Here is a 25,050-nt window from a genome sequence, read left to right on the forward strand (position 1 = left end):
ACTCAAGCGGGCTCTTCGGCCTCTTCGGCCAGAGTCCGCACCCGCTCAAAGTCCTCCTCGGTAAACACACCATTCACGCCGGATATGGCGGCCAGCTCCATGCCGTGCTTGAGCCCGAGCTTGTAGATCTCCCGCACCTTCTCCCATTCAATATTTCGGCCGAGAGTGAAGTTCTCGAATCTAGCTTCCAGCGCCAGCACAATCGTCTCCGCCAGACAGGCGTAGGCGATGCCCCGGGGCAAGCCGATGTCCTTCATGCGCACGTCTCCCGGTAGCTGGATTTCCCCGGATTCGATTACCAGCACATCTGGCCGCTTGGCCACATCCCCCGCCGGGATATCCAATGGCCGGGCCACATCGGTGATCACACAGCCGGGTTTCACCTGCATGATGTCCAGGATGCGTTTACCGGCCCCGGACGTAGCGGTAACCACCATATCCATTTCGGAAAGATCCCGATCCGTGGTCGCGGACACGTGAACGATGGCCCCCGGTGTTTCCAGTTCGATGCTTTCTTTCAGTGCAAGTAACTTCGCCGCCTCCGGAGCAACCATGTAGATTTCATCCACGGCTTTTGCCAGCAGGCGCGCGCACACAGAACCAATGGCGCCTGTGGCCCCGACCACCATCGCCTTACCAGCCATTTTGCCGCTCTTACCAATACTCACGCGGCCGACTTTTTTGGCGGCGTCGTGGGCGGCCCAGAGCGCGCCGGAGGCACTGTAGCTGTTACCCGTGGTGATTGGTAACGGTGCTCGTTTGGCCACGGTGATGCCGGCGTCACCCACCACTTTGGTGAAGGCACCCAGTCCCATAATCTGGGCCCCAAGTTTCTTGGCCAGTTTTGCCGCCGCCAACAACCGGCTGTAAGTAAACTCCGGGCCGTGGGCCATGATTTCCCTGGGGGTGCCACCTACGGTGATCAACCAACCCTCGGCTTCGTCTCCGGTGGGGGATTTGATGCCGCTCACCTTGGAATAAATGAAAGGCGGGGCGTAAGCCACGGCCTTTTCCACCAGGTTCATCACGGTGGGCGGAGAAACATTGGCAATCCAGTCCAGCGGCGGAGTTTTGGTCAGATACTGCTGAGACAACGGATGAATCACGAAGGCAAAGCGGTTTACCCGCCGATAGCCGTTGGGGTACAGAATCCGCGGCTCAATTCCCAGGGTTTGAATAACGTCCAGGAAGTCATCTGCGCCCAGCTGCTCCGGCGTGCGAGACAAGGCCGCACTAATCATCGCCTCCATCACATTCACGCCCACGGGCCGACCTTCCAGCCAGGGACTGTAGTCCACTACCATGGCGACTTTCCGGGAGCGGAACCAGTCCAGGGCAGACTCCGTAACCCGGGAGGTGATCACGGTTTTACCGTCCAGCTCCTTTTCCGAGAAAGCTTCCAGATCTCCCATGGCACCTACAATCACATGGGAATCCTTCACCGACTCATGTAAAGAGCCGCGAATGAGCTTTTCACCCATGCGGTAAATTGGTGTTTTGTGCAGAGCTTCAATGAGCTTGACCGCCGCAGGACGAAAAGTCACCGGAGCGGTCAGCGATGTATAGGTTTCGAGTTGGCGCAGGGAAGTCAGCAGTCTCGGTACACCGAAATCCAGATAGGGGTCGGCAAAAAACAGGTTATCGGTGTGTTCAGACAACGCCTTGGCAATTCGGTAGCCAGCCTGGCCATTCAGAAACAGTACCCGGGCGTTGTCAAAAAAGTGCCCCAGCTCAGTCTGCGTATGGCGTACCGCCCATTCCTGCAAGATACCCCGGAGGCCTGCACCGGTCGTCACCGGTTTGTCCGGAATACAGGCCTCAAGGCGAGCCGTATCGGGATGTTCCAGCTGTTCACGGCCCACCTGGTAGTGATCATGAATCATGCTCAGGCCAATGGCATCGGCCTCCCCGCGAACCGAATCCAGCACGGCTTCGGCACGTTCCAGGTTGCCATCCGTGCCCACCCGAATAATCCGGAACGGCTGTTCCAGGAACGTGGTTTCCAGTTCGTAATCGTATTCCGATGATCCCTGGCTGACACTAACGACCGTTTTCATGGCGGGCATCCTTGTTGTTTTGTTATGCAATCAGTTTAGAAGATGGTGCGCTCGGCTGCTTTAGCTCAGATCAAATAGCGGGCACAAAATAACCGGCTAAACTCATGCTGTATCGAATCCTCAAACCCCAGTCCGATTCAGGGAGGCTCCATGACCATTCAGGAAGAACTTAACGCCACCATTGCTAATCTGGTCCAACCGGGAAAAGGCATTCTGGCCGCAGACGAAAGCTCCCCGACCATTGCAAAACGCTTCAAGGCTGTCGGCGTGGAATCCACGGAAGCCACGCGGCGCGAATACCGAAGCATTATTTTCTCCACGCCCGGTCTTGGCGACCACATCAGTGGCGTGATTCTTTACGAAGAGACCCTGGAACAACTGAGCCTGGAAGACGTCGCTATTCCGAAGCTTCTTTCCAGCCAGGGTATGGTGCCGGGCATCAAGGTTGACCAAGGCAAAGGCCCGCTGGTGAATGCTCCAGGGGACGAGATTACCTACGGGCTGGATGGCCTGGCTGCCCGGCTTGAGCACTACAAGGCCATGGGTGCCCGCTTCGCCAAGTGGCGGGATGTGTACCATATCTCGGACACTCTGCCCTCGTTCCAGGCCATCAAGTCCAACGCCGAGGTGCTGGCCCGCTACGCCGCCGTGTGCCAGTCGATGGGTATTGTGCCGATTGTTGAGCCGGAGGTACTGATTGACGGAAATCACACTATCGAGCGGGCTGCAGAGGTGAGCGAAGACGTATTGCTGGAAGTGTTCAAGGCCCTGCACCGGCACCGGGTGAACCTGGAATGCATGGTGCTGAAGCCCAGCATGGTGACACCAGGAAAGGAATCCGGCAAAGCCACACCTGAACAGGTTGCCGAAGCGACGCTCAGCGTTTTCCGGCGAGTGGTGCCTGCGGCTGTGCCGGGGATTTTCTTCCTTTCCGGAGGCCAAACGCCGGAAGAATCCACCGAAAACCTCAATGCGCTGAACAGCATGGGCTACCATCCCTGGGAGCTGAGTTTCTCCTATGGCCGGGCTCTGCAGGAACCCTCTCAGAAAGCCTGGGCAGGCAAACTTGAAAACGCCAAAGCTGCGCAGGCGGCCATGAAAAAACGGGCCAGACTCAATGGCCTGGCCCGTTCCGGTGATTATCTAGGCTCAATGGAAGCTGATAATTAGGCCGCGTTGGTGTGGCGCTGCGGCAGGTCTAATGGCTGATCCAGGCAGGCCAGCATGGGCTCAACTTCCCGGATTTTACGAGCCTGGGGCCAAAGGGCCTCGGCTTCGGCAAAGCCCTGGCGCAGGTAGTTGAGCCATTGCTTGATGCGGCCGGTCACATATTTGTCTTCCAGGCGGGTTTGCAGGGCGGCCGCGTATTCCCGCACCAGCACGACAGCCTCTGCCCAGCTCATGGGCTCCCGTGTTTCACCGTTCTGGGCAGCTTTGATCTGCGCCGCCAGGTCCGGCCGGGCGATCAGGCCCCGGCCGATCATCACATCGTCACAGCCGGAGACTTTCCGGCAGCGCCAGTAATCGTCTACGGTCCAGATTTCGCCATTGGCGATGACGTGGCTTTTGACCGCTTCGCGTACCCTGGCGATTTCTTCCCAGTAGGCCGGCGGTTTGTAACCGTCTACTTTGCTGCGGGCGTGAATCACGATTTCCGAGGCCCCTGCTGCTTCCAATGCCTGACCACAGGCCACACCCATGGAGCGGTCGTCATAGCCCAGTCGCATCTTGGCGGTGACCGGAACATCCGCAGGCACGGCTTTTCGAACGGCCGCGGTGATTTCATACATCAGCTCCGGCTCGCGCATCAGTACACAGCCGCCCTTGTGTTTGTTCACCGTCTTGGCCGGGCAGCCGAAGTTGATGTCCACCTGCCCTGCTCCGAGCTCCGCAGCCTTGGCACCGTGACGGCCCATCATTTCAGCGTTGGAGCCCAGCAGTTGAACGGCCACTGGCGTGCCCACTTCAGTCAACGCGTTGTTGTAAAGTTCCGGGGCGTACTTGTAGAAAATCCGGGGCGGCAACATGCCGTGGGTCACGCGAATAAATTCCGTCACGCACCGGTCAATCCCGCCGACTTTGGTCAGGGTTTCACGGATGGGTGCGTCGACCAGCCCTTCCATCGGGGCAAGGATGATTCGCATGAAGGCTCCAGAAACTGAGAGAAGTGAATCAGAGTGCGACTGATCAAAAATCAGGCGGAGCGGATTGTAAGGAATTCGGGGGAAAATAGGTAGCCGGGCATCCCGAAACAGGATGCCCGGCTGGGGGCTTCTCAGAACGTTACCGGCAGATTATGCCTGTACGTCAAAGCGGTCGTTGTTCATGACCTTGGTCCAGGCAGCGATAAAGTCCTTCACGAACTTCTCGCCGTTGTCGTCCTGGGCGTACACCTCTGCGTAGGAACGCAAGATGGAGTTGGAGCCGAACACCAGGTCTACCCGGCTAGCGGTCCACTTGGTCTGGCCAGTCTTGCGATCCCGGATCTCGTAAGTACCGTTACCCACCGGCTTCCAGCTGTAAGCCATGTCGGTCAGGTTCACGAAGAAGTCGTTCGTAAGCTGGCCCTCTCGGTCTGTGAACACACCATGCTTGGTACCGCCATGGTTGGTGCCCAGCACCCGCATACCGCCGATCAGTACCGTCATCTCCGGTGCAGTCAGACCCATCAGCTGGGCGCGATCGAGCAGCAGCTCTTCCGGCTTCACGATGTAGTCTTTCTTCTGCCAGTTACGGAAGCCATCGGCTACCGGTTCCAGGTATTCGAAAGACGCTGCATCAGTCATCTCGTCGGTTGCGTCACCACGCCCCTTCAGGAAGGGTACGCGAACATCGTAACCGGCAGCTTTCGCTGCTTTTTCGATACCCACGCTACCCGCCAGTACGATCACATCGGCCACGCTGGCACCGGTTTCGGCAGAGATCTGCTCGTACACCTTGAGCACCTTGCTCAGACGGGCCGGCTCGTTGCCTTCCCAGTCTTTCTGCGGAGCCAGGCGGATACGGGCACCGTTGGCACCGCCGCGCATATCAGAGCCACGGAAGGTACGGGCGCTATCCCAGGCAGTGCTGACCATCTCGCTGATGCTCAGGCCGCTGTCTGCAATCTTCTCTTTGACCACTTCTTCGCAGTAGTCGGTGCTGCCTGCCGGTACCGGATCCTGCCAGATCAGGTCTTCTGCTGGGGCTTCCGGGCCGATGTAACGGCTCTTCGGGCCCAGGTCACGGTGAGTCAGCTTGAACCATGCACGGGCGAAGCAATCCTTGAAGTATTCCGGATCTGCCATGAACTTCTCACAGATGGCGCGGTACTTCGGATCCATCTTCATGGCCATATCCGCATCGGTCATGATCGGATTGTGGCGCTTGGACGGGTCGCTGGCATCCTGCGGCTTGTCCTCTTCCTTTATATTGACCGGTTCCCACTGCCAGGCGCCGGCCGGGCTCTTCTTGAGCTCCCACTCGTAGCCGAACAGAAGGTCAAAGTAACCCATATCGAACTTGGTCGGATGAGTGGTCCAGGCACCTTCAATACCGGAAGTCACGGCATTGGCGGCCTTACCCTTCATGTTCGGGTTGCTCCAGCCTAAACCCTGCTCTTCTACATCAGCCGCTTCCGGCTCAGGGCCGAGGGCACCTGCGTCACCGTTACCGTGACACTTACCAACGGTGTGGCCACCGGCTGTCAGGGCTGCGGTTTCTTCATCGTCCATCGCCATACGGGCAAAGGTTACGCGAATCTGTTCACCGGTCTTGATCGGATCCGGCTGGCCGTTTACACCTTCCGGGTTTACGTAGATCAGACCCATCTGAACCGCGGCAAGCGGGTTTTCCATGGTGTCTGGCTTTTCTACGTCGTCGTAACGCTCGTCAGACGGAGCCAGCCACTCTTTCTCGTTGCCCCAGTAGATGTCTTTTTCCGGGTGCCAGATGTCCTCACGGCCGAAGGAGAAGCCGTAAGACGGCAGACCCATAGACTCATAAGCCACCGTACCGGCCAGGATAATCAGGTCAGCCCAGCTCAGTTTGTTACCGTACTTTTTCTTGATCGGCCACAGCAGGCGGCGGGCTTTGTCCAGGCTGACGTTATCGGGCCAGGAATTCAGCGGTGCGAAGCGCTGGTTACCGGTGCCACCGCCGCCACGGCCATCCTGGATACGGTAGGTGCCCGCTGCGTGCCAGGACATACGAATCATCAAGCCGCCGTAGTGGCCCCAGTCTGCCGGCCACCAGTCCTGGCTGTCTGTCATCAGGGCGTGCAGGTCTTTTTTGACGGCTTCGAAGTCGAGCTTTTTGACTTCTTCGCGATAGTCAAAGTCTTCGCCCAGGGGATTGGTCTTGCGATCGTGCTGGTGAAGGATGTCGAGGTTCAGCGCCTCCGGCCACCAGTTCATGACATCGCGATTTTCAGTTGAATTAGCACCGTGCATAACCGGGCACTTACCACCAGAATTCGTCTCACTCATCGTACTCTCCTGCTTCTGCGTCATTGGCAAAAAGGCGTTTATCATTCAAGAGCAACTATCAATATAGATCATTCACAGTTGGCTGCTTGAATGTTTCCTACCGCCAGAATAGTGAAGGACTATCGACTCTCCCGCTTCACTGGCAAATCTGTAACTCACTGGGCAATCGCATAATTCCCGCAGTAATCGGCCAGAATTCCCAGAGAGTCACTCCATGCTACCGATGTGAGATAGGACAACGCTGACATAGGGCAACTCCTGTGTTAACGAGAACACCGTTACCTTACCGCCGACGCCATCAAGAGGAACAATTAATTAAAAATAAATTTACGAGAGCTTTTATTTATCGACTAAAGGCGCTCGATAGAAGTGAACTTCCCGGCATCGTCAAACAGGATGCGAAAGCTGCCGCGTACGCCGTCATTGAGGAAAAAACGGGAGAGGATACGGGCCGGGAAGCGGACAAAACGTCCGTCCCGGGCCGTGGTGTGAACATCGGTGGCCACGCCCTGATAGAGCTTGATCCACTCATCAGGGCTGATGCTGATGTCCACAATGATCTGCTGCATTGGCGCGTCTGTCTCAGTTGGCCAGTTCGAGCAACAGTCGGTTCAGGCGGCTCACATAGGCGCCCGGGTCTTTCAGCTGCTCACCACTGGCCAGGGTGGCCTGGTCGAACAGCACGGCAGACAGTTCCTTGAAGCGCTCTTCACCCTGCTCGGTTTCCAGCCGCTGTACCAGCGGATGGTCCACATTGATTTCGAAGATCGGCTTGCTCTCCGGCACCTTCTGGCCGGCGGCTTCCATGATCTTCTTCATCTGGGCACCCATATCGAACTGGCCCACCACCAGGCACGCCGGCGAATCGGTCAGGCGGTTGGTTACCCGCACTTCCTGTACCTGGTCTTCCAGGGCGGCCTTGATTCGCTCCAGCAGATCCTTGTGTTCCTTGGCGGCTTCTTCCTGGTGCTTCTTGTCTTCCTCGGTTTCTACCTCGCCCAGGTCCAGGTCACCACGTGCGACATCCTGGAACTGCTTGCCGTCGTATTCGTTCAGGTAACCCATCATCCACTCATCGATACGATCAGACAGGATGAGCACCTCGATGCCCTTCTTGCGGAATACTTCCAGGTGCGGGCTGCTCTTGGCGGCGGCAAAGTTGTCGCCGGTGATGTAGTAGATCTTGCTCTGACCGTCCTTCATCCGGCTGATGTAATCATCCAGGGACACATTCTGGGTGGCTTCACCGGTATGGGTGGACGCGAAGCGCAGCAGGCCGGCGATTTTCTCGCGGTTGCTGAAGTCTTCTGCCGGGCCTTCTTTCAGAACGGTACCAAACTCGTCCCAGAAGCCCTGGTATTCGTCGCCGCCTTTCTTGGCCAGCTTGGACAGCATATCCAGCACCCGTTTGGTCATGGCGGTGCGGATGCTCTCCACGGTGCTGTCGTTCTGCAGGATTTCCCGCGATACGTTCAGGGACAGATCGTTGGAATCGATTACGCCCTTGGCGAACCGCAGGTACAGCGGCAGGAACTGCTCGGCGTCGTCCATGATGAACACGCGCTGCACGTACAGTTTCAGGCCACGGGGCGCTTCCCGGTTGTACAGGTCGAACGGCGCGCGCTTGGGGATGTACAGCAGGCTGGTGTAGTCCAGCTTGCCTTCTACCTTGTTGTGGGACCAGGTCAGCGGGTCTTCAAAATCGTGGGCGATGTGTTTGTAGAATTCCTTGTACTCTTCGTCTTTGATCTCGGTACGAGGCAATGTCCACAGGGCGGTGGCATCGTTTACCGTCTCTTCTTCGCCCTTCTTGTCCTCTTCTTCCGATTCGGCCTTCATTACCACCGGGAACGAGATGTGGTCAGAGTACTTCTTCACCAGGCTGCGCAGCTTCCAGCCATCGGCAAACTCTTTATCCTCGGTTTTCAGGTGCAGCACGATTTCGGTACCACGCTGCTCACGAGTCGCCGGCTCGATGGTGAACTCGCCATCGCCCTTGGATTCCCAGTGCACGCCGTTGTCGGCAGGCTCGCCCGCCTTGCGGGTGAACACTTCCACTTTGTCCGCCACGATGAACGCGGAGTAGAAACCAACACCGAACTGACCGATCAGCTTGCTGTCTTTTTTCTCGTCGCCAGACAGTTGCTTGAGGAACTCGGCGGTGCCGGACTTGGCGATGGTGCCCAGGTTGGCGATCACATCGTCACGGGTCATACCGATGCCGTTGTCGGCGATGGTGATGGTGCCGGCATCTTTATCGTAATCCAGGCGAATCTTGAGGTCGGAATCGCCTTCAAACAGCTTGTCGTCTTTCAGGGCAGCGAAGCGCAGTTTGTCTTCGGCGTCTGAGGCGTTAGAGATAAGCTCACGAAGGAAGATCTCTTTGTTCGAGTACAGAGAGTGGATCATCAGGTGAAGCAGTTGCTTCACTTCGGTCTGGAATCCCAGGGTCTCTTTGTTGGCTTCTACCGTCATGGCTGGTTTGGTCTCCTGCTGTGTCACAAATAAAGAAACAGTTTTATGAGCAAGAGAGTGGGGGTTGGCCGGAGTATTTCAACCCCGGCGAGCACCCAAAATCAGTCTTCGAGCAGGAAGTGAGCTCGGGCGGTGGCGATGGGCTGGGAGCGAGACTTCTGCCAGGCGGAGATCATCACGTTGGCCACGCGGTTACCCTGGCGGGTAAGCCGGCACTCGGCGTAAGTTTCCCGGTTCAGGCCGGCCCGAAGATAGTCGAGGGAGAAATCGACAATTCGGGGCATGCGGAAGGTGTCCTGGGACATAATCAGGTAGATCGCCGCGGACATTTCCATGAAACCACCAATCACACCGCCATGAATGGCCGGCAGGATCGGATTGCCCAGGTTCTCTTCCTTTGCGGGCAGGCGGAAGATCAGGTCATCACCAAATCGGTCGCACTGCAGGCCAATCCAGCTGGCGTACGGGATACTCTCCATCATGCGCGAGAAGTCGCCGGTTTCCTGGGTGTAGCGCAGAATTTCCGGGTCGGTCATTCCTCACCTCCGGTGATCAGGTCGCGATAGGATTTCGGCGTGGCTTCTTTGCCAATGCGCATGAAGGTGCCCACGCAATTGGCGATGGTTTCACCCCCCTCCTGATAGGCCTCGCAGCGCGTAAAGATGATGTTACGGGTGATCTTGTAGGTCTCTGCCCTCGCGTACACCGGCTTCCGGGGCTCCGCCGGGCGCATGTAATCCACTCTGAGATCCAGGGTCGGACACAGCTCAAATTCATCCAGACCACAGATCATTACCGAACCGGAGGCGGTGTCCATCAGGGTCGTGATAGCGCCACCATGGATAACTCCAGTGTCCGGGTTGCCAATAATCCTGTCGCTGTAAGGCAGCTCCATAACCAGATAGCCTTCACCCGCCTCCGTTGCGTTCAGACCCAGTTCCCTTGCCTGGTTGAGCGTACTGATAAACCGGTTAACCCGGTTTATTCGGGTTTCATCATTCATTCAGGACTGTCCTGCAGATCAGTTCTTGGATTTTACGTCCGCATCGGCACGGGCGGGTATGGCTTCTTCGAAGACCTTGCCGTCGCGCAGGGCGGATAATGCATCTGAGTGGAATTCTCGGCGGTAGAGTACGTACACCACCAGGGTTGAGGCAGCCATAAAGGCCACCGGATGAATGAACCAGGCCACCACCGCCAGCGCATAGTAGTAAGAGCGCAGGCCGAGGTTAAAGGCGTCGCCGGCCAGATTACAGATGTTGCCGGCACTGCGGGCAAAAGCTTCCCTGGCTGCCGGGCTGGTTTTGCTGTCATCCGGCAGGGGTGCACTGCCAATCATGACGGCCACAAAGTTGTACATTCTCATGGACCAGGTGAACTTGAAAAACGCGTAAATGAAGACCACCAGCAACACCACCAATCGCAATTCCCAGATTTCACGGCTGGGTACGGCGGAAAATGGCATGGTGGCGAAAATTTCCATGGCCTCGCTGGTATAGCCCAGAGCGGTGATAATACCGGCGAGAATCAGCAGACAGCTGGAGGCAAAAAAAGCACCGTTGCGTTCCAGGTTACCGACAACCGACGCGTCTGAAATGCGGTTTTCACGCTTGAGCATGACCCGCATCCAGTCTTCCCGGTATAAATCCAGGGTGTTCGACAGGCACGAGCGCGAATTGGCGCGATTGCGCGAATACCAGGTATACCCTCCCCAGCAGACAAAAAACCAGATCAGTGCCAGAAATTCCAGATAGTAGCTCATTGGGTGGTTAAAAAGCCTGGATTGGGGAGATAAATGGGGCGATAACTTCCGTTATGATACGCCAAGGGGCGCGCTCCGGCCACTGTCGGCCGGGCGGGGCCGACGACGGAAACCGGTCTGTGCTATAAACTTACCCCAACGCTAAGGAGCCATAAGTGAGACCCGGAATGTTGACCAGATATCTAGCAATAGCGGCAATCGCCCTCGCCCTGACCGGGTTGGGCGGATGCTCGGTGAACCCGGTAACCGGGGAGAAGCAGCTGTCGCTGATTTCCGAGAACCAGGAGCTGGCTCTCGGGGCGGAACAGTACACACCCACGCAACAGACCCAGGGCGGCCGCTTCTATATAGACCCGGAGCTGTCCATTTATGTGCGTGATGTGGGCCAGAAGCTGGCGCGCGTGAGTGACCGACCAGACCTTCCCTATGAGTTTGTGGTGCTCAATAACAGCGTACCCAATGCCTGGGCCCTGCCCGGCGGCAAGATAGCCATCAACCGGGGCCTGCTGGTGGAGCTGGAGGATGAAGCCCAGTTGGCATCGGTGCTGGGCCACGAGATTGTTCATGCGGCGGCCCGCCACAGCGTGCAGCGGATGCAACAGGGCATGTTGATCAGCGCCGGGGTGGCCGGGCTGGGATTCGCCCTTTCAGACAACGAGTGGGCCGGGCTGATCATGGGGGGTGCGGCTCTGGGTGCACAGCTGGCACTGGCGCAATACAGCCAGGGGGATGAACTGGAATCCGATGCCTACGGTATCCGATATATGAAAGAAGCCGGCTATGATCCGCAAGCTGCCGTGGAGCTGCAACAGCTGTTTCTGAAGTTATCCGAAGGGCGCCAGAGCGGATGGCTGGATGGCCTGTTCGCTACACACCCGCCCTCTGCAAAACGGGTTCAGGAAAACCAGGAACTGGTGCAGAAAATCGGTGCCGGTGGTTATCGTGGCCGGGACGTTTACCAGCGCCGTATCGCAAAGCTCAAGGAACTTCAGCCGGCCTACGATGCCCACGATGAAGCCATGAAGCTGGCGTCGGAAGGCAAGTTTGAAGCGGCTCTTGATCAGGTAAACAAGGCCATCAAGCTGGAGCCCCGGGAAGCCATGTTCTTTGCCCTGCGCGGCCGAATCTATCGCGGCATGGAGCAGCCGGAGAAGGCCAAAGCCGACTTTGACAAGGCCGTATCGCTCTACCCGGAGATGTTCCAGTATCAGCTGTACAGCGGTTTGAACGAACTGGAGCTGAACAACCTTGGCAAGGCAAAAACCCATCTGGAGAAAGCCAATCAGGTGGTACCGACTTCCATTGCCTATCTCCGCCTGGGTGATATCGCGCGGCAACAGGGCCAACGCAGGGAGGCAGTAGCCTATTACTCCACCGCCGCTGAGGCCGGTGGTGATGTGGGTGCTGAAGCTCAGCGCAAGCTGGCCGAACTCAACGAATAGCTGTTTGCAGTGTCAAAAAAAGCCGGGCGCCAATACGCCCGGTTTTTTTATGGTTGTCACATTTGCTGACCTGACACAAAAACCGCGTCAACGATTGCATTGACTTCTAGAGCAATAACTCTAAAAATCAGATTAACCAACAACAATCGGATGGCGACCATGATCGTAAAACGACTTCAGCCAATGATGTCCCACGCACGACGCAGCTATGTTGAGCTCATGTTCCAGGTGATGGGGCGCGCACTGCAGGCAATCAGCGAGGTGGATGAAGCCACCCGCAACGAAACCTGCGAACTACCGGAGGGCTTCCTGTTCGAGATGCAGGTTATGCCCAACGGGCCAAAACTCATCGTTGAGCACACCGGCAACGGTAAATTGCTCTTCCACGGGGATGAAGCTCCACGCCCCGTTGACCTCTCGATCCAGTTCAAGCATATCGCCCATGCCTTCCTGGTACTGTCGTTTCAGGAGAAGACCTCCGTTGCCTTTGCCAACGACCGCATGCTGGTGGATGGCGATGTGAGTTACGCGGTGCGGATGACACGGGTTCTCAACCGACTGGAATCGTTCATCCTGCCCCGGCTGATCGCCGAGAGGGCAGTCAAGGAATATCCGACAACCATCAAACTGCCCGAAAAGCTCATCAGCGCCGCCCGTATTTATCTGAAAGTCGCCACCCAATTCGTCGAGACAGTGAGAGCATAATGACCAACAAATTCTACGAGTTCTTCTGCCCGGTAAAAGTGATTGCCGGTAAAGCCGCGCTGGAGCACATTCCCTATGAACTGACAGGCCTGGCAGCCAAACGGCCCATGATTGTGACCGATAAAGGGGTGCGCGCGGCGGGCCTGCTCGACCCGGTGATTGCCGCTTGCGAAGAAAGCGGACTGGAAATTGTCTCCATCTACGACGATGTGCCGCCGGATTCCTCCACCTCGGTGGTGAAAGACATTGCCGGCGTTTACCGTAAGGAAAAGTGCGACTCGATCATTGCAGTGGGCGGAGGCTCCGCCATTGATACCGGCAAGGCGGTGAATATTCTGGTGTCTGAAGGCGGCGACAATATTGCCAAATACAGTGGTGCCGGAGTTCTCAAGCATCCCCTCAAGCCGTTCTTTGTTGTACCTACCACCGCAGGTACTGGTTCCGAAGTGACCTCGGTGGCGGTCATCACCGATGAGAAAAAAGGCGTAAAACTGCCGTTTACCTCATCATTCCTGCTGCCGAACGCGGCCATCATCGACCCGCGTATGACCCTGACCCTGCCGCCCCACATTACGGCAGCCACCGCTATGGACGCGCTCACCCATGCTACGGAAGCGTTCACCTGCATGGCCAAAAACCCCCTGAGCGACGCGTACGCCACGGCAGCAGTCAAGAAGGTGAGCCAATCCCTGCTTTCAGTCATGGATAATCCGAAAGACAGTGATGGCCGACTGGAACTGGCTCAGGCGTCAACCATGGCGGGCATTGCCTTTTCCAACTCCATGGTGGGCCTGGTCCACTCTCTGGGACATGCTACCGGAGCCATCTGCCACCTGCCCCACGGACTGTGCATGAGCCTGTACCTGCCCTATGTGCTTGAGTTCAACCTTGAGAACATTCGGGAGCCTTTGGGCGAGTTGCTGCTGTACCTGGAAGGTCCGGACGTCTACTCCGCCACCCCTGCGAGCCGACGTGCCGAGGCCAGTATTTCAGCCATTCGAAAACTGCGGGATGCCCTCTACAAGCGCTGCGAACTGCCCCGGACGTTGAAAGAAACCGGCAAAGTACTGGAAAATCAGCTGGAAAGCATTGCCAAGCTGGCCCTGGACGACGGCTCGATCATGTTCAACCCCCGGGAAGTGAGCCACGAAGATGCCATGGCGGTGCTTCGTCGCGCCTGGGCCTGATACCTCGGAGGCATATCTCGCCCCGGCCCTCTCTGGCCGGGGTTAGCCTAAAGTCAGATTCACAATGATTGAAATAAAATAGTAAGAAGGTAATATTTAGCGGGCATTCTGGCAGGGAGTTGGCCGGGTATCGATATAACCAGCGTATGGGCCTGTCCTATCCAGAGTTCCGCCATGAAGAAACTCCTTTTCAAGCTCTCCTTTACCGCGATCCTGTTGAGCCTGCTAACCACTTTCAGTGGCAATGCCGCTGCCGAAGTGGACAATCAGGAGCGGGTGTTCCGCTTCAACATCTCTCCTAACGGGTACCCACCTTATCTGATCGTTGATGGCAGCAAGCCCTCCGGTATTATGTGGGACGTGGTAAACCTGATTGTCCCCCGCCTGGGCTACGACGTGGAACCGGTAAAAATCCCCAGAAAACGGGTAGACCCTATGCTTGCCGACGGCTACATTGACGGCACGCCAAGGGCCATAGAGTGGACGGAAGAGCCGGAGAAGTTCCTGTTTACCGACCCGGTTGTTCACGTGGAGGAAGTATTCTTCTTCCCGAAGAGCTCTGAGCTTGAATACAAACACCCCGCAGACCTCTACGGCAAGACGATTGTCACGCCACTGGGATACTACTATCCCTTTCTCGAGCCCTATTTCAAAGATCATCGCATTAAGCGATTTGACGTCTCCAGAGATCGGGAGATTTTCACCTTTGTGCTGCATGGCGAGCAGTTTCACGCAGCGCTTGCGGATCGGTTGGTCGGGCAATGGATTCTCAGGAACGAAGGACTGACCGAGCACTTTCGCTCTTCTGTGGAAGGAATCAGCCAGTTCGGCTTCCGGATCATGCTGCGTAAAGACTGGAAAGCGTTTGCCGAGGCTTTCAACCAGGAGCTGGCAAATATCCAGGAGAATGGCGAACTCGACGCCATTCTCTCAAACTATCGCTAAAACCCGATCACTCGAGGCGACGAAGCAGTAGCATCGGCGATACGCTAAGCACTGGTCGTAATTGCCAGCGGCCAAACAACGCCAACAGAATGGCTGCAATCAGCGGTACTGGCAGCATCACCTGCCAGTGCCAGCGGAAAGTGCCCTCGAACATTCCGGCCTGAAGCGCATATACCGCCCCTTCCGCCGCAATCACACCGAGCGTGCCGGCAAAGAACCCCAACAGTGCGAATTCCAGCATGGTACTGCGTGCCAACAACGACTGCTGGCCGCCCAGGGTTCGCAGCAACGCCCCCTCCCTCTGACGATCCCGCAGGGTGGCACTGACAACCGCTGCCATCACCACCAGGGCGGCCGCGAGAATCAGCGCCAGAATTGCCTCAATGGCCTGAGTTACCTGCTGCACAATCTGCTGGATGCGATCAATGATATGGTCTATCTCCAGCACCGAGACCGTCGGGAACTGGCGCGAGAAGTCGTTAAGAGCCAGTTTATTGTCCGGGTTCAGATAGAACGCGGTAATCCAGGTGGCGGGCATGTCAGTCAGACCGCCATCGGGCGGGAAGGCCATGTAGAAATTGGGTTTCATGCTGTCCCACTGCACGGTACGAATACTCGTTACCGGCTCGGTCACCTTGCTGGAGCCGATGGTGAAGGTCAGCCGATCACCCAGCTGCAAACCGAGTTTCTCCGCCAGCTCAGCTTCTACCGAAACCCCCTCGGTTTCGCCCGGCCCGAACCACTGGCCATCCACAATCCGGTTGTCTTCCGGCAGCTCCGGCATCCAGGTCAGATTCAGCTCCCGGTTCAGCGCACCAACCCGCTCATCCTTGCTGACCGCTTCTTTCACCGGCTCGCCGTTCAGTTCGGTCAGGCGACCGCGAACCATCGGATAAAGCGTCTCCAGGGGCGCGCCGCGAGTGGCCCAGAATTCCTCAACATCATCCACCGCATCCGGGGCAATGTTGATCAGGAAATGGTTTGGCGCGTCGTCCGGCAGCTGGGCCTGCCAGTCGTCCAGCAGGGAGGAACGCACCAACACCAGCGTAGCAGCCAGCATAAGCGTCATGGCAAAAACCGCCATCTGCGCCATGCTGGCACGTCGGTGCCGATATAAGCCCACCAGGGCCAGGCGCCAGGAGTTGCCGCCACCCTTCACTCTGCGCAACAGGGCGACCATGCCCCACCCCAGCAGACCGAGCACACCCAGCAGCAGTACCAGCCCGCCCAAAAGTGCGGCCACCAGCATCAGCTCGCCGGCGTACATCCATACCAACCCAAACACGGCGACCACCGCCAGCAGGATATCCGGAATGGCTTCCCGGCCGGTTTCGCCGGGCTGGGAGCGTAATACCCGCATGGCGGGAACATTACGCAGGCGGCGAATGGGCGGATAGGCAAACGCGAATAGAGAAACCAGTGCCGTTAACAGGGCGGGCGTTAACGCGGAAGGATCCAGGTAGAAATCAACGGGCCGTTCCAGCAGGTCGCTCAGCAAACGCACCAACAGCCAGAACAATGGTAACGCCACTGCCAGACCACCCAACACGCCAACAACACCCCACAGAGTGAGGCGGCGCAGGTAGAGCTCACCAATGCCCCGGCTGGATAATCCAAGGGTTTTCAGCAATGCCACCGTGTCCCTTTGAGACAGAGCGTATTGCCGGCTGGCCACCGCTACGGCTACCGCCGCCAGCAACACCGCAAGACTGCCACCCAGCAGCAGGAAGCGTTCGGCCCGCTCCAGGGAGCGCGAGAAGGTTTCACCGTCTCTGACCCCTTCCCACTCGTGACTGGGCTCCAGCTGTGGTTCCAGCCACTGGTAATAGTCTTCAAGCACACCTTCGGCGCCGGCAAACAGGTAGACATATTCCACGCGGCTACCTTCCTGGACCACACCGGTGGCGGCAACATCATCCACATGCATCATCACCCGTGGCGCCAATGATGACAGCCGGAAGCCCCCATCCGGCTCGCGGATCAGCAAGCGAGTAATTTCCAGCTTCAGATTGCCGACTTCCAGAGTATCGCCGATGTCCAGTTCGAGCAGACGCAGCAACCGTGGATTCACCCACACCTGGCCGGGGCCGGGGCCCTGACTGACAATCTGTCTCGGCTCTTCAGCACCGGGCTGGATCTCGATTTCGCCGCGCAACGGATATTCGTCACTCACCGCCTTGACCGAGACCAGCTGAAATCCGCTTTCTCCGAAGACCATGGTGGAGAACTCCACCATGCGCCCGGTTTCCAGGCCTCGGGACTGGGCATTCTCTAACCATTCCTGTGGGATCGGACGGCCGTTCTCGGCTTCCAGTTGCCGATCTGCCGCCAGAAAAGAACTGGCAGACGATACCAGGGTACGCTGCAACTGGCTGGCGAACAGCGCAATTGTGGCTACGGTGGCAACAGCAATAATCAGCGCAACCAGCACCACACGAACATCGCGCTCTCGCCAGTCTCGGCTCACGGACATGAGTTTGTTGGAGGCTCCCATCAGTGTGCCGGCTCCCCGGCCAGATCCGGCTCAGTCAGCATGCCCGCCTCGATGTGCAGCTGCCGGCCGCAACGTTCGGCAAGGTGTTCATCATGGGTAACCATCACCAGTGTGGTGCCCTGCTCCCGGTTCAGATCCATCAGCAGGTCAGACACCGCCTGCCCGGTCCGGTTATCCAGATTGCCCGTGGGCTCATCTGCAAACAGAATGGCGGGGTCGGATGCAAAGGCACGCGCAATCGCGACCCGCTGCTGCTCGCCACCGGACAACTGACGAGGGGTATGGTTCAGCCGTTCACCCAAGCCGACCCGTTCAAGCAGCTCTCTGGCCCGCTGCTCCGGCGCTTCCATGCCGGCCAATTCCAGCGGCAGCATGACATTTTCAAGCGCGGTTAATGCCGGCAGCAACTGGAACGACTGGAACACAAACCCGACCCGGCGGGCCCGGAGCTTGGCACGCTCGTCTTCACTCAGCTTGCTGATTACCGATCCATCCAGCTCTACGGTACCTTCGGTGGGCGTGTCCAGGCCAGCAAGCAACCCAAGCAGCGTGGTTTTACCGGAACCAGACCGACCGACAATGGCTACGGACTCTCCCCGATTGATTTCCAGACTGACCCCCTGCAAGATCGTGAGCGTATCGGTTTCCAGGCTGACCCGATGGGTTAGATCAGACACCCGCAACATCGGGCTGCTATCGGTTTTACTGAGATCCGTCATCTGGTTCACGGTTGCTCCGTTGTCTGTATTGTTGAATCTGTAAAGGGTATATGAATTTACTATGCATACGATATCGCTGTACGTCAGATCAATCGCACTCTCGGCCCTGCTTCTTATCGCCCTGCCTGTTCTGGCCAGCCAGAACACGGTGCTGGTACTGGGCGACAGCCTGAGTGCCGCCTATGGCGTACCCTCGGAAACCGCGTGGGTAGAGCTGCTGCGGGATCGCATCGAGAGCCAGGATCTGGACTGGACCGTAGTAAACGCCAGCATCAGCGGTGAAACCACCGACGGTGGCCTGCGGCGCCTGCCAGGCCTGCTGGAAGCCCACGACCCAACCATTGTCGTCATTGAGCTGGGCGGCAATGATGGTTTGCGAGGCTTCCCTCCCAACGTAATCGAATCCAACCTGGCGAACATGATCGAACAGGTGCGTGATACCGGCGCCACCCCTTTGCTGGTGGGCATGCAGATCCCGCCTAACTACGGCCAGCGCTACACCACCATGTTCGCCGATATCTTTCCGACCCTGTCTGACCGCTACAATACCGTTCTGGTTCCCTTCTTCCTGGACGGTATCTACGATCAGGACGGGTTGATGCAAGGTGATGGCATTCATCCGACGGAAGAGGCACAACCCCGGCTGCTGGATAACATCTGGCCAAAGCTGGAACCGCTGCTGAACAAACAGGCCAGCAGCTGACGACTCAGATTACCTGCCGGACAAACCCTAAAGCTCGGCGTTCAGACCAGTAGTAACCGTCCCGGGCATGTTGGACAAACCCCACATGCCCACCCCACTTCGGGATTTCCATCTGGACGTGATGTCCCAATACCCGGCGACTGTCCGGAAAACAGCGGGCCGAAAGGAACGGGTCATCTGCTGCATTCACTATCAGAGCTGGCACCCGGATATCACTCAACCGGAACAGAGCAGAACACCGGGCCCAATAGTCGGCCGCGTCCTGGAATCCATGCAGTGGTGCCGTATAGCGATTATCGAATTCGTGAAAACTTCGGATTTCCTCGAAACCCGTGACATCAATCAGATCAGGGAATCTGTCCGCTTTTTCCCGCATCTTGAGGTGCAGATCCGTCAAAAACCGTTGCATGTAAATACGCCGGCTGGGTCGCGCCAGCACGTCCGCGCTGCCCGCCAGGTCCAGAGGCACCGAGTAGGCCACCGCACCACTGATACGGCTGTCCACATGCTCCCCCTGCTCACCCAGGTACAGCAGCGTGAGATTCCCACCCATACTGAAACCTGACAGGAAGAGGTTCTGATACCGCCGCCCCAGCGCGTGACTGACGACGGCATGCAGATCCGAAGTGGCGCCACTGTGATAGAAGCGCGGCTGTTGGTTCATCACCCCGCCGCAGGACCGAAAGTTCCATGCCAGCACATCCCAGCCGTCGGCCATCAATGCTCTGGCCAGACCCAGCACGTAGGGCCTACGGCTGTGGCCTTCCAGCCCATGGGATATCACCGCCAGCCGGTCACTGCCCTGGCGATACCAGTCCAGATGCAGTTCGTCGTCATCGTCGGTGGCCAGTATGTCGGTTTCCGGTTCCGGCAGGGTCACTTTCCGGAACAGGGTCGGCCATACCGACTGGACGTGGCCATTACGCAACCACACCGGCGGACGATAGGGTTCAAGCTTAGCTCTGTGCAAATTTTGACCTTTCATTTCAGGGGGTTGACGAACCTGATTAAAGTACTTAATATGCGCGCCACATTGATGCTGTTCCCCGATAGCTCAGTTGGTAGAGCAACGGACTGTTAATCCGTTTGTCGCTGGTTCGAGCCCAGCTCGGGGAGCCACTTATTCCGAAAGGCCGCTGATCAGATATCAGCGGCCTTTTCTTTTGGGCCTCAGAAAACCTCGGCCCGCTGCATGAACTCCCGCAACACCTGGAACAGCGTATAACCATCCCGTGTACCGATCATTTCACGAATCGAGTGCATGGCAAACTGGGGTACGCCGATATCCAGCGTGGTCACGCCAAGATTTCCCGCGGTCAACGGCCCGATCGTGCTGCCACACCCCATGTCACTGCGCACCACAAATGTCTGGTGCGGCAACCCCAGTTCATCGCTGATGTGGCGATAGAGGGCGGCGGAACGACTGTTGGTGGCGTAACGCTGATTGTGGTTTACCTTGATGACCGGCCCCTGATTCAACAATGGCCCATGATTCTCATCATGTCGGTCTGCGTAGTTTGGATGAATACCGTGGGCGTTATCCGCAGAAATCATCATGGAACGAGCAATGGCACGGCTTTTCCCGGCGCCACACCAGCGGTCCAGCACCGCCGTGAGAAACGGCCCCTGGGCACCTTCGGCGGACATACTGCCCACTTCCTCATGGTCATTGCAGACCAGTAGTGCCGGCTCGTCACCAGAGGTTTCCAGCAGGGCCTGCAGGCCGATATAACAACTGAGCAGATTATCGAGCCGTGCGGAGGCCAGGAACTCTTCACGCAGCCCCACCAGAGCTGCACCCTGTGCATCGTAAAAACTCAGCTCATAGCCCAGAATCTTGCTGGTCTGCAGCCCGGATTCTTTGGCAATCTGCTGTTTCAGCAACTCGGCAAAGGTGGTGGTATCGGTTTCCGGTACCTGCATAACCACCGGCGGAAGATCGGTCTGGGCATTAACGGTGCGACTGCTGTTCGCCTCCCGGTCCAGATGGATGGCCAGGCTCGGAATGATCGCCACCGGCTTGCGGAAATTCACCAGGGTGTCCCGTACTTTGCCGTTGTCGTCCAATACCGTCACACGGCCGGCCAAAGAAAGATCCCGGTCAAACCAGGGGTTCAGCAATACGCCCCCATACACTTCCACACCCAACTGGAAAAAGCCCTTGCGGCGAATCTCAGGGTTCGGTTTGACCTTCAGGCAGGGGCTGTCGGTATGGGCTCCCACCATCCGGATGCCGGAACTGACCACATCCTTGGTGCCGGTACGAAAGGCAACAATAGACGAGCCATTACGGGTTACGTAGTAGCCCTGCCCTGGCTGCAACGACCATTCTTCGCGCTCGTCCAGCGGTTGAAATCCCGCTGCTTCAAGACGCGTTTTCATGGTATTGACCGCATGCCACGGAGTCGGCGAGGCATTCAAAAACTCAATCAAGTCTTTATTGAATTCAGTGTGTTCCATGATCTTCCTGATTGCATGATAATGGCGGCTACAGTATGGCATGAAGCCGCGCCGGCTCCTACCGGGTACGCTGCGCACCGCCATAAGCACTCACCGAAGATTCCGGAGTTCACTGTGTCACTACCCCGCTTTCTGGATATCGAATACTGCCAGACCGACGACGCCCTGTTTCCCACGGCCATCGCCTGGTCCCTTGCAGACGGCCAGATGAAAACCGTGGTAATTGCACCGGAGGATGCCTGGTTGCCCGAAGATGGCGACCTGGGCGATGTAGACCTGCTGTATCTGGAAGAACAGGGGGTCCCCCTGCTGGAACTGGCCAGGGAGCTGCACGAGGATCTGCCGGACCAGACCGTATACGTGGATGGACTGGATCCGGACGAAATCCTGATAGACCTGATCTTCAGTGCCGTTCGCCAGGAGGCCCCGTTTGAAATCGCCCCCATTTCCGAGCTGATTACCGGCCTGGACAGCGAAGCACTGGAAGACCGCCGCCGGCAGTTGCTCTTTGATGAAGGGCTTGAACCGCAGCTGCCGGAAAACGGCGTATATTCCCTGCTGTTGCTGGCCCGTGAGGAAGGCTACCTGGAGGATTGAGGTCCGGCCCCTGATCACGGGGAACTGTGACATGAGTCCGCGTAACATTGCGTTACACAAGGCAGAATCGGGCGTCAGTACCGTTACTGACAGGAAGCCTGATAATAATGAACAAGGTCACACCCCGTTTCCTCACATCCAGCCTGATAGCGCTTGGCCTGTTTTCTTGCGCCGCCTTTGGCCAGGAGACCCCTCGCTCCGATAAACACTATGTCGGACTGTTGGCGACAGCCATTGAACACCGCTCCATCGGGCAGTCCGACGAGGATGGCTGGGGCCAGGCAGCGACACTGGTGATTGGCGGCCACCTGAGCGACCTGATTCATGCAGAGGTGAGGCTGGGGGGCGGCTTGGCAGACGCCGAGATTTCCCGTGGCGACCTGAGCCTGGCCGTCGACTACTTCGGCAGCTGGTACATGGGCCTGCACTACCCCATCGGTGAGCTTGGCAATGTCTATGCCCAGGCTGGCTTTACCCATGTCAGCGGGGAGGCAACCCTCGACAACCGGGATGCCGACGCCAATGCCCAGTTTCGGGATATCGAGGGCGATTACCCGAGCAGCAGTTTCAGCTTCAGCTGGCTGGCCGGCCTGGACCTGGAACTGATGGATAACACCTACCTGGTTTTCGAGGGCGGCAAGCTGTTTGAAGACACGGACACCAGCGCCAATGCCTTCCAGTTCTCCTCAGGTATCCGTTACGAGTTCTGATGCCGGATATGCCAGCACCGATGGATTTTGGGGTTGCGCTGAAAATCCTTGTCCAGAGTGCTGGCACTCACCTCTTTCACTTCAAACTCTGACTCCAGCGCCTCATCCAGCCTGAACTTACGGAAGTTATTGGAGAAAATCAGCAGGCCATCACTGGACAGTCGTGCCATGCACTGCCGCACCAGATCGGCATGATCGCGCTGAATATCGAGAACGCCAGCCATCCGGGCTGAGTTTGAGAAGGTGGGCGGGTCCATGAAAATCAGATCAAAGGTCTGATTCGCGGTTTTTCGGTCTGCCAGCCAGGCCAGACAGTCTGCCTGTTCGACGACATGCTTGCGCGGATCTGCCGAGTTGAGAGCCAGGTTATCCTGAGCCCAGCTGACGTAGGTTTTGGACATGTCCAGGCTCAGGGTGCGGCTGGCTCCGCCAACCGCTGCGTGCACGGTCGCTGCGCCGGTATAACAGAACAGGTTCAGAAAACGCTTGCCCCTGGCATGTTGCTGGATCCAGTAACGTACCGGGCGATGATCCAGGAACAGGCCGGTATCCAGATAGTCTTTCAGGTTCACCTTCAGGGCGCAGCCGTGCTCGTGCACGTTAAAGTACTCGCCGGTCGCCGCCTGTTTTTCATATTGCCGGGTACCGGTCTGGCGCTGACGTTGCTTGCACACCAGATCCTCCGGCGCGACCTCAAGCACTTCCGGGATCACCGCCATGGCTTCGGCAAGGCGCTCTCTGGCTGCCTTTTCGTCAACTGATTTCGGGGCGAGGTATTCCTGAACATGTACCCGCCCCTCGTAGATATCGATCGCCAGGGCATATTCCGGCATATCGGCATCGTATAGGCGGTAACAGCCAATGTTCTGCTTCCTGGCCCACTGGCCAATCGTTTTCAGATTCTTCTTGAGACGGTTACGCAGCATATCTGCCCGTTCGGCGTTGGCGATGCGAGGCATAATCTGCCCCGGCGCGGCCGGATCACGGGGCGTGCGGGCATTCTCCGGCTGTACTTCGAACAGCAACAGCTGCGCCGGCAGCTTGCCATTGAACAACTTGTACTGCTTGAAGCTTCGCAAACCGAGGGATTTTCCGAACTCCGGCGCACCGGTGAACACCCCCAAGCGCCATCCGGTGAGCTCCCGAGCCACAACCTCTCCAAGGCTCTGGTACAGGGCCGCCAGCTCCTTGCGCTCACTCAACCGCTCACCGTAGGGCGGGTTGGTCAGCGCCAGCCCAGTATCGCTCCAGTCATTCTCGCGAGTGAATTCGGAGATCGGCCTGGCTTCTACACGAACGATACCTTCCAGGCCAGCTCGCAGGATGTTCTTCTCCGCAGTCGCAATCACGCGACAATCCTGATCAAAACCATAAAAAGTGGGAATGCGCCCCTGCTTGCCCTCATGGGCCCGACGCTCCGCTTCCTGGCGCAGCGACAGCCAGAGCTCGGGCTGGTGTCCTGGCCACTTTTCGAACCCGAACCGCTCCTGCTTCCGCCCCGGCGCAATGTCCAGCGCCATCAACGCAGCTTCAACCACCAGCGTACCGGAACCGCACATCGGGTCCACAAAGTCACCACCGTTAGCGGCAATCTCTGGCCACCCTGCCCGCAGCAGCAAAGCCGCTGCAAGGTTTTCTTTCAAGGGCGCGATACCCTTTTCAGTTCGGTAGCCCCGCATATGAAGGCTGTGGCCACTCAGATCAATCCCCAACGACAAGCGGCCCCGGTTCAACCGCGCCGATACCGTGACATCCGGGTCTTTCGGTGCAACCGAGGGCCTGGGTGCACCGGCACCCCGAATGCTGTCAACAATGCCATCTTTCACTTTCTGGGCGCCAAACTGAGTGTTCCGGATGGCTTCGTTCTGGCCAAGAAACGTTACCCGGAAGCTCCCCCCCGCGGGTATATGGGCCTGCCAGTCAAGATCCACGACACCGGCATATAGTTCGTCGGCGCTCCGGGCATCCACATCCGCCACATTCAGAATCACCCTGTTCGCCAAACGGGACCACAGACAGGCCCGATAGCCGTTCTCCAGCTCGCCCTCAACCCAGACACCGGCGGGTGCATTCCGCACAAGGTTCAGGCCGAATTCTTTCAATTCATCGGCCAGGAGGTACTCGACGCCTTTGGGGCAGGTTACGAAAAAGACATGCTTGGACAAGATCAACTCCTGGTTTTCTGAATAGGGCCGGTAAGTTTCCGGAATGGCAGTAAAAGCCTTTTAGCGACTGTCATCGTTATTTCACAAAAATATAAAAGAAGCGCCATATAGATGAAATAAATAGTGTACACCGGCGCGAGATTCGTCTTACCTTGTAGTTGAC

Annotated in this window: 21 protein-coding genes and 1 tRNA gene; 9 read left to right on the top strand and 13 right to left on the bottom strand. The window is 57.6% G+C overall.

Annotated elements, in window-relative coordinates:
- Positions 1–2: 2 nt before the first annotated feature.
- Positions 3–2,057 carry a dehydrogenase gene (locus Q675_RS27090; protein WP_023011088.1) on the bottom strand — a complete coding sequence of 685 codons (2,055 nt, stop codon included), beginning with the start codon at positions 2,055–2,057 and terminating at the stop codon, positions 3–5.
- A 150-nt stretch (positions 2,058–2,207) separates the two neighbouring features.
- Between Q675_RS27090 and Q675_RS27095 the strand changes: the two genes are divergently transcribed.
- Positions 2,208–3,227, top strand: a complete 1,020-nt coding sequence (locus Q675_RS27095) for a class I fructose-bisphosphate aldolase (protein ID WP_023011089.1) — start codon at positions 2,208–2,210, stop codon at positions 3,225–3,227.
- Here the strand turns inward: Q675_RS27095 and Q675_RS27100 are convergent.
- The 7 genes from Q675_RS27100 to Q675_RS27130 all read right to left on the bottom strand — a co-directional run bounded on the left by Q675_RS27100 (position 3,224) and on the right by Q675_RS27130 (position 10,760).
- A complete protein-coding gene (locus tag Q675_RS27100) occupies positions 3,224–4,201 on the bottom strand; it encodes a tRNA dihydrouridine synthase (RefSeq protein WP_023011090.1) in 978 nt (325 codons plus the stop codon). The genes Q675_RS27095 and Q675_RS27100 overlap by 4 nt on opposite strands.
- A gap of 150 nt (positions 4,202–4,351) precedes the next feature.
- Entirely contained in the window at positions 4,352–6,523 is a 2,172-nt protein-coding gene (gene katG, locus Q675_RS27105) for a catalase/peroxidase HPI (RefSeq protein WP_022992537.1), read from the bottom strand.
- Between the two features lie 350 nt (positions 6,524–6,873).
- Positions 6,874–7,092, bottom strand: coding sequence for a DUF2835 domain-containing protein (locus Q675_RS27110; protein WP_022992538.1), 219 nt, complete (start codon positions 7,090–7,092; stop codon positions 6,874–6,876).
- A gap of 13 nt (positions 7,093–7,105) precedes the next feature.
- Positions 7,106–8,998, bottom strand: a complete 1,893-nt coding sequence (gene htpG / locus Q675_RS27115; RefSeq protein ID WP_023011091.1) for a molecular chaperone HtpG — start codon at positions 8,996–8,998, stop codon at positions 7,106–7,108.
- Positions 8,999–9,099: 101 nt separating this feature from the next.
- The gene (locus Q675_RS27120; RefSeq protein ID WP_011784563.1) at positions 9,100–9,534 is read right to left on the bottom strand and encodes a PaaI family thioesterase; all 435 of its coding nucleotides are present in this window, start codon (positions 9,532–9,534) and stop codon (positions 9,100–9,102) included.
- Positions 9,531–10,001 (bottom strand): PaaI family thioesterase, encoded by a 471-nt coding sequence (locus tag Q675_RS27125; RefSeq protein ID WP_011784562.1) that lies wholly within the window; start codon positions 9,999–10,001, stop codon positions 9,531–9,533. The genes Q675_RS27120 and Q675_RS27125 overlap by 4 nt, the downstream gene beginning before the upstream one ends.
- Before the next feature lie 18 nt (positions 10,002–10,019).
- Positions 10,020–10,760, bottom strand: a complete 741-nt coding sequence (locus Q675_RS27130; RefSeq protein ID WP_014421798.1) for a DUF599 domain-containing protein — start codon at positions 10,758–10,760, stop codon at positions 10,020–10,022.
- A gap of 167 nt (positions 10,761–10,927) precedes the next feature.
- On the opposite strand from Q675_RS27130, the gene Q675_RS27135 reads away from it, so the two are divergent.
- The 4 genes from Q675_RS27135 to Q675_RS27150 all read left to right on the top strand — a co-directional run bounded on the left by Q675_RS27135 (position 10,928) and on the right by Q675_RS27150 (position 15,039).
- Complete coding sequence (locus Q675_RS27135) at positions 10,928–12,202, top strand: M48 family metalloprotease (protein WP_031211286.1); 1,275 nt, start codon at positions 10,928–10,930, stop codon at positions 12,200–12,202.
- Between the two features lie 159 nt (positions 12,203–12,361).
- Complete coding sequence (locus Q675_RS27140; protein ID WP_031211289.1) at positions 12,362–12,907, top strand: hypothetical protein; 546 nt, start codon at positions 12,362–12,364, stop codon at positions 12,905–12,907.
- Positions 12,907–14,094 (top strand): iron-containing alcohol dehydrogenase, encoded by a 1,188-nt coding sequence (locus tag Q675_RS27145; protein WP_023011093.1) that lies wholly within the window; start codon positions 12,907–12,909, stop codon positions 14,092–14,094. Before Q675_RS27140 ends, Q675_RS27145 begins: the two co-directional genes overlap by 1 nt.
- A 174-nt stretch (positions 14,095–14,268) precedes the next feature.
- Entirely contained in the window at positions 14,269–15,039 is a 771-nt protein-coding gene (locus tag Q675_RS27150; RefSeq protein ID WP_011784557.1) for a substrate-binding periplasmic protein, read from the top strand.
- A gap of 7 nt (positions 15,040–15,046) precedes the next feature.
- Here Q675_RS27150 and Q675_RS27155 read toward each other — a convergent pair whose 3' ends face one another.
- Positions 15,047–17,533 (bottom strand): ABC transporter permease, encoded by a 2,487-nt coding sequence (locus Q675_RS27155; protein ID WP_023011095.1) that lies wholly within the window; start codon positions 17,531–17,533, stop codon positions 15,047–15,049.
- On the bottom strand, positions 17,533–18,252 hold the full coding sequence (locus tag Q675_RS27160; RefSeq protein ID WP_081698857.1) for an ABC transporter ATP-binding protein: 720 nt from the start codon (positions 18,250–18,252) through the stop codon (positions 17,533–17,535). Before Q675_RS27160 ends, Q675_RS27155 begins: the two co-directional genes overlap by 1 nt.
- A gap of 61 nt (positions 18,253–18,313) precedes the next feature.
- On the opposite strand from Q675_RS27160, the gene Q675_RS27165 reads away from it, so the two are divergent.
- Positions 18,314–18,955 (top strand): arylesterase, encoded by a 642-nt coding sequence (locus Q675_RS27165; protein WP_022992546.1) that lies wholly within the window; start codon positions 18,314–18,316, stop codon positions 18,953–18,955.
- A 4-nt stretch (positions 18,956–18,959) separates the two neighbouring features.
- On the opposite strand, the gene Q675_RS27170 is transcribed toward Q675_RS27165, so the two are convergent.
- The gene (locus Q675_RS27170; RefSeq protein WP_227499530.1) at positions 18,960–19,925 is read right to left on the bottom strand and encodes a YheT family hydrolase; all 966 of its coding nucleotides are present in this window, start codon (positions 19,923–19,925) and stop codon (positions 18,960–18,962) included.
- Positions 19,926–19,998: 73 nt separating this feature from the next.
- Between Q675_RS27170 and Q675_RS27175 the strand changes: the two genes are divergently transcribed.
- A tRNA-Asn gene (locus Q675_RS27175) sits at positions 19,999–20,074 on the top strand.
- A 51-nt stretch (positions 20,075–20,125) separates the two neighbouring features.
- Here the strand turns inward: Q675_RS27175 and Q675_RS27180 are convergent.
- The gene (locus Q675_RS27180; RefSeq protein WP_022992548.1) at positions 20,126–21,415 is read right to left on the bottom strand and encodes a M18 family aminopeptidase; all 1,290 of its coding nucleotides are present in this window, start codon (positions 21,413–21,415) and stop codon (positions 20,126–20,128) included.
- A 114-nt stretch (positions 21,416–21,529) separates the two neighbouring features.
- On the opposite strand from Q675_RS27180, the gene Q675_RS27185 reads away from it, so the two are divergent.
- Both Q675_RS27185 and Q675_RS27190 read left to right on the top strand, forming a co-directional pair.
- Positions 21,530–22,012 (top strand): hypothetical protein, encoded by a 483-nt coding sequence (locus Q675_RS27185; protein ID WP_014421807.1) that lies wholly within the window; start codon positions 21,530–21,532, stop codon positions 22,010–22,012.
- A gap of 107 nt (positions 22,013–22,119) precedes the next feature.
- A complete protein-coding gene (locus Q675_RS27190) occupies positions 22,120–22,722 on the top strand; it encodes an outer membrane beta-barrel protein (protein ID WP_022992549.1) in 603 nt (200 codons plus the stop codon).
- Here the strand turns inward: Q675_RS27190 and rlmKL are convergent.
- Positions 22,710–24,887, bottom strand: coding sequence for a bifunctional 23S rRNA (guanine(2069)-N(7))-methyltransferase RlmK/23S rRNA (guanine(2445)-N(2))-methyltransferase RlmL (rlmKL, locus tag Q675_RS27195; RefSeq protein WP_022992550.1), 2,178 nt, complete (start codon positions 24,885–24,887; stop codon positions 22,710–22,712). The two genes, Q675_RS27190 and rlmKL, sit on opposite strands and share 13 nt — an antisense overlap.
- Positions 24,888–25,050: the final 163 nt, after the last annotated feature.

The organism is Marinobacter sp. EN3 (genome assembly GCF_000475315.1).
GTDB classification, from domain to species: domain Bacteria; phylum Pseudomonadota; class Gammaproteobacteria; order Pseudomonadales; family Oleiphilaceae; genus Marinobacter; species Marinobacter nauticus.

Coding starts and splice junctions, on each gene's coding strand:
- Q675_RS27090 (WP_023011088.1), bottom strand. CDS start 2,057: ATGAAAACGGTCGTTAGTGTCAGCCAGGGATCATCGGAATACGATTAC.
- Q675_RS27095 (WP_023011089.1), top strand. CDS start 2,208: ATGACCATTCAGGAAGAACTTAACGCCACCATTGCTAATCTGGTCCAA.
- Q675_RS27100 (WP_023011090.1), bottom strand. CDS start 4,201: ATGCGAATCATCCTTGCCCCGATGGAAGGGCTGGTCGACGCACCCATC.
- katG (WP_022992537.1), bottom strand. CDS start 6,523: ATGAGTGAGACGAATTCTGGTGGTAAGTGCCCGGTTATGCACGGTGCT.
- Q675_RS27110 (WP_022992538.1), bottom strand. CDS start 7,092: ATGCAGCAGATCATTGTGGACATCAGCATCAGCCCTGATGAGTGGATC.
- htpG (WP_023011091.1), bottom strand. CDS start 8,998: ATGACGGTAGAAGCCAACAAAGAGACCCTGGGATTCCAGACCGAAGTG.
- Q675_RS27120 (WP_011784563.1), bottom strand. CDS start 9,534: ATGACCGACCCGGAAATTCTGCGCTACACCCAGGAAACCGGCGACTTC.
- Q675_RS27125 (WP_011784562.1), bottom strand. CDS start 10,001: ATGAATGATGAAACCCGAATAAACCGGGTTAACCGGTTTATCAGTACG.
- Q675_RS27130 (WP_014421798.1), bottom strand. CDS start 10,760: ATGAGCTACTATCTGGAATTTCTGGCACTGATCTGGTTTTTTGTCTGC.
- Q675_RS27135 (WP_031211286.1), top strand. CDS start 10,928: ATGTTGACCAGATATCTAGCAATAGCGGCAATCGCCCTCGCCCTGACC.
- Q675_RS27140 (WP_031211289.1), top strand. CDS start 12,362: ATGATCGTAAAACGACTTCAGCCAATGATGTCCCACGCACGACGCAGC.
- Q675_RS27145 (WP_023011093.1), top strand. CDS start 12,907: ATGACCAACAAATTCTACGAGTTCTTCTGCCCGGTAAAAGTGATTGCC.
- Q675_RS27150 (WP_011784557.1), top strand. CDS start 14,269: ATGAAGAAACTCCTTTTCAAGCTCTCCTTTACCGCGATCCTGTTGAGC.
- Q675_RS27155 (WP_023011095.1), bottom strand. CDS start 17,533: ATGGGAGCCTCCAACAAACTCATGTCCGTGAGCCGAGACTGGCGAGAG.
- Q675_RS27160 (WP_081698857.1), bottom strand. CDS start 18,252: ATGACGGATCTCAGTAAAACCGATAGCAGCCCGATGTTGCGGGTGTCT.
- Q675_RS27165 (WP_022992546.1), top strand. CDS start 18,314: ATGCATACGATATCGCTGTACGTCAGATCAATCGCACTCTCGGCCCTG.
- Q675_RS27180 (WP_022992548.1), bottom strand. CDS start 21,415: ATGGAACACACTGAATTCAATAAAGACTTGATTGAGTTTTTGAATGCC.
- Q675_RS27190 (WP_022992549.1), top strand. CDS start 22,120: ATGAACAAGGTCACACCCCGTTTCCTCACATCCAGCCTGATAGCGCTT.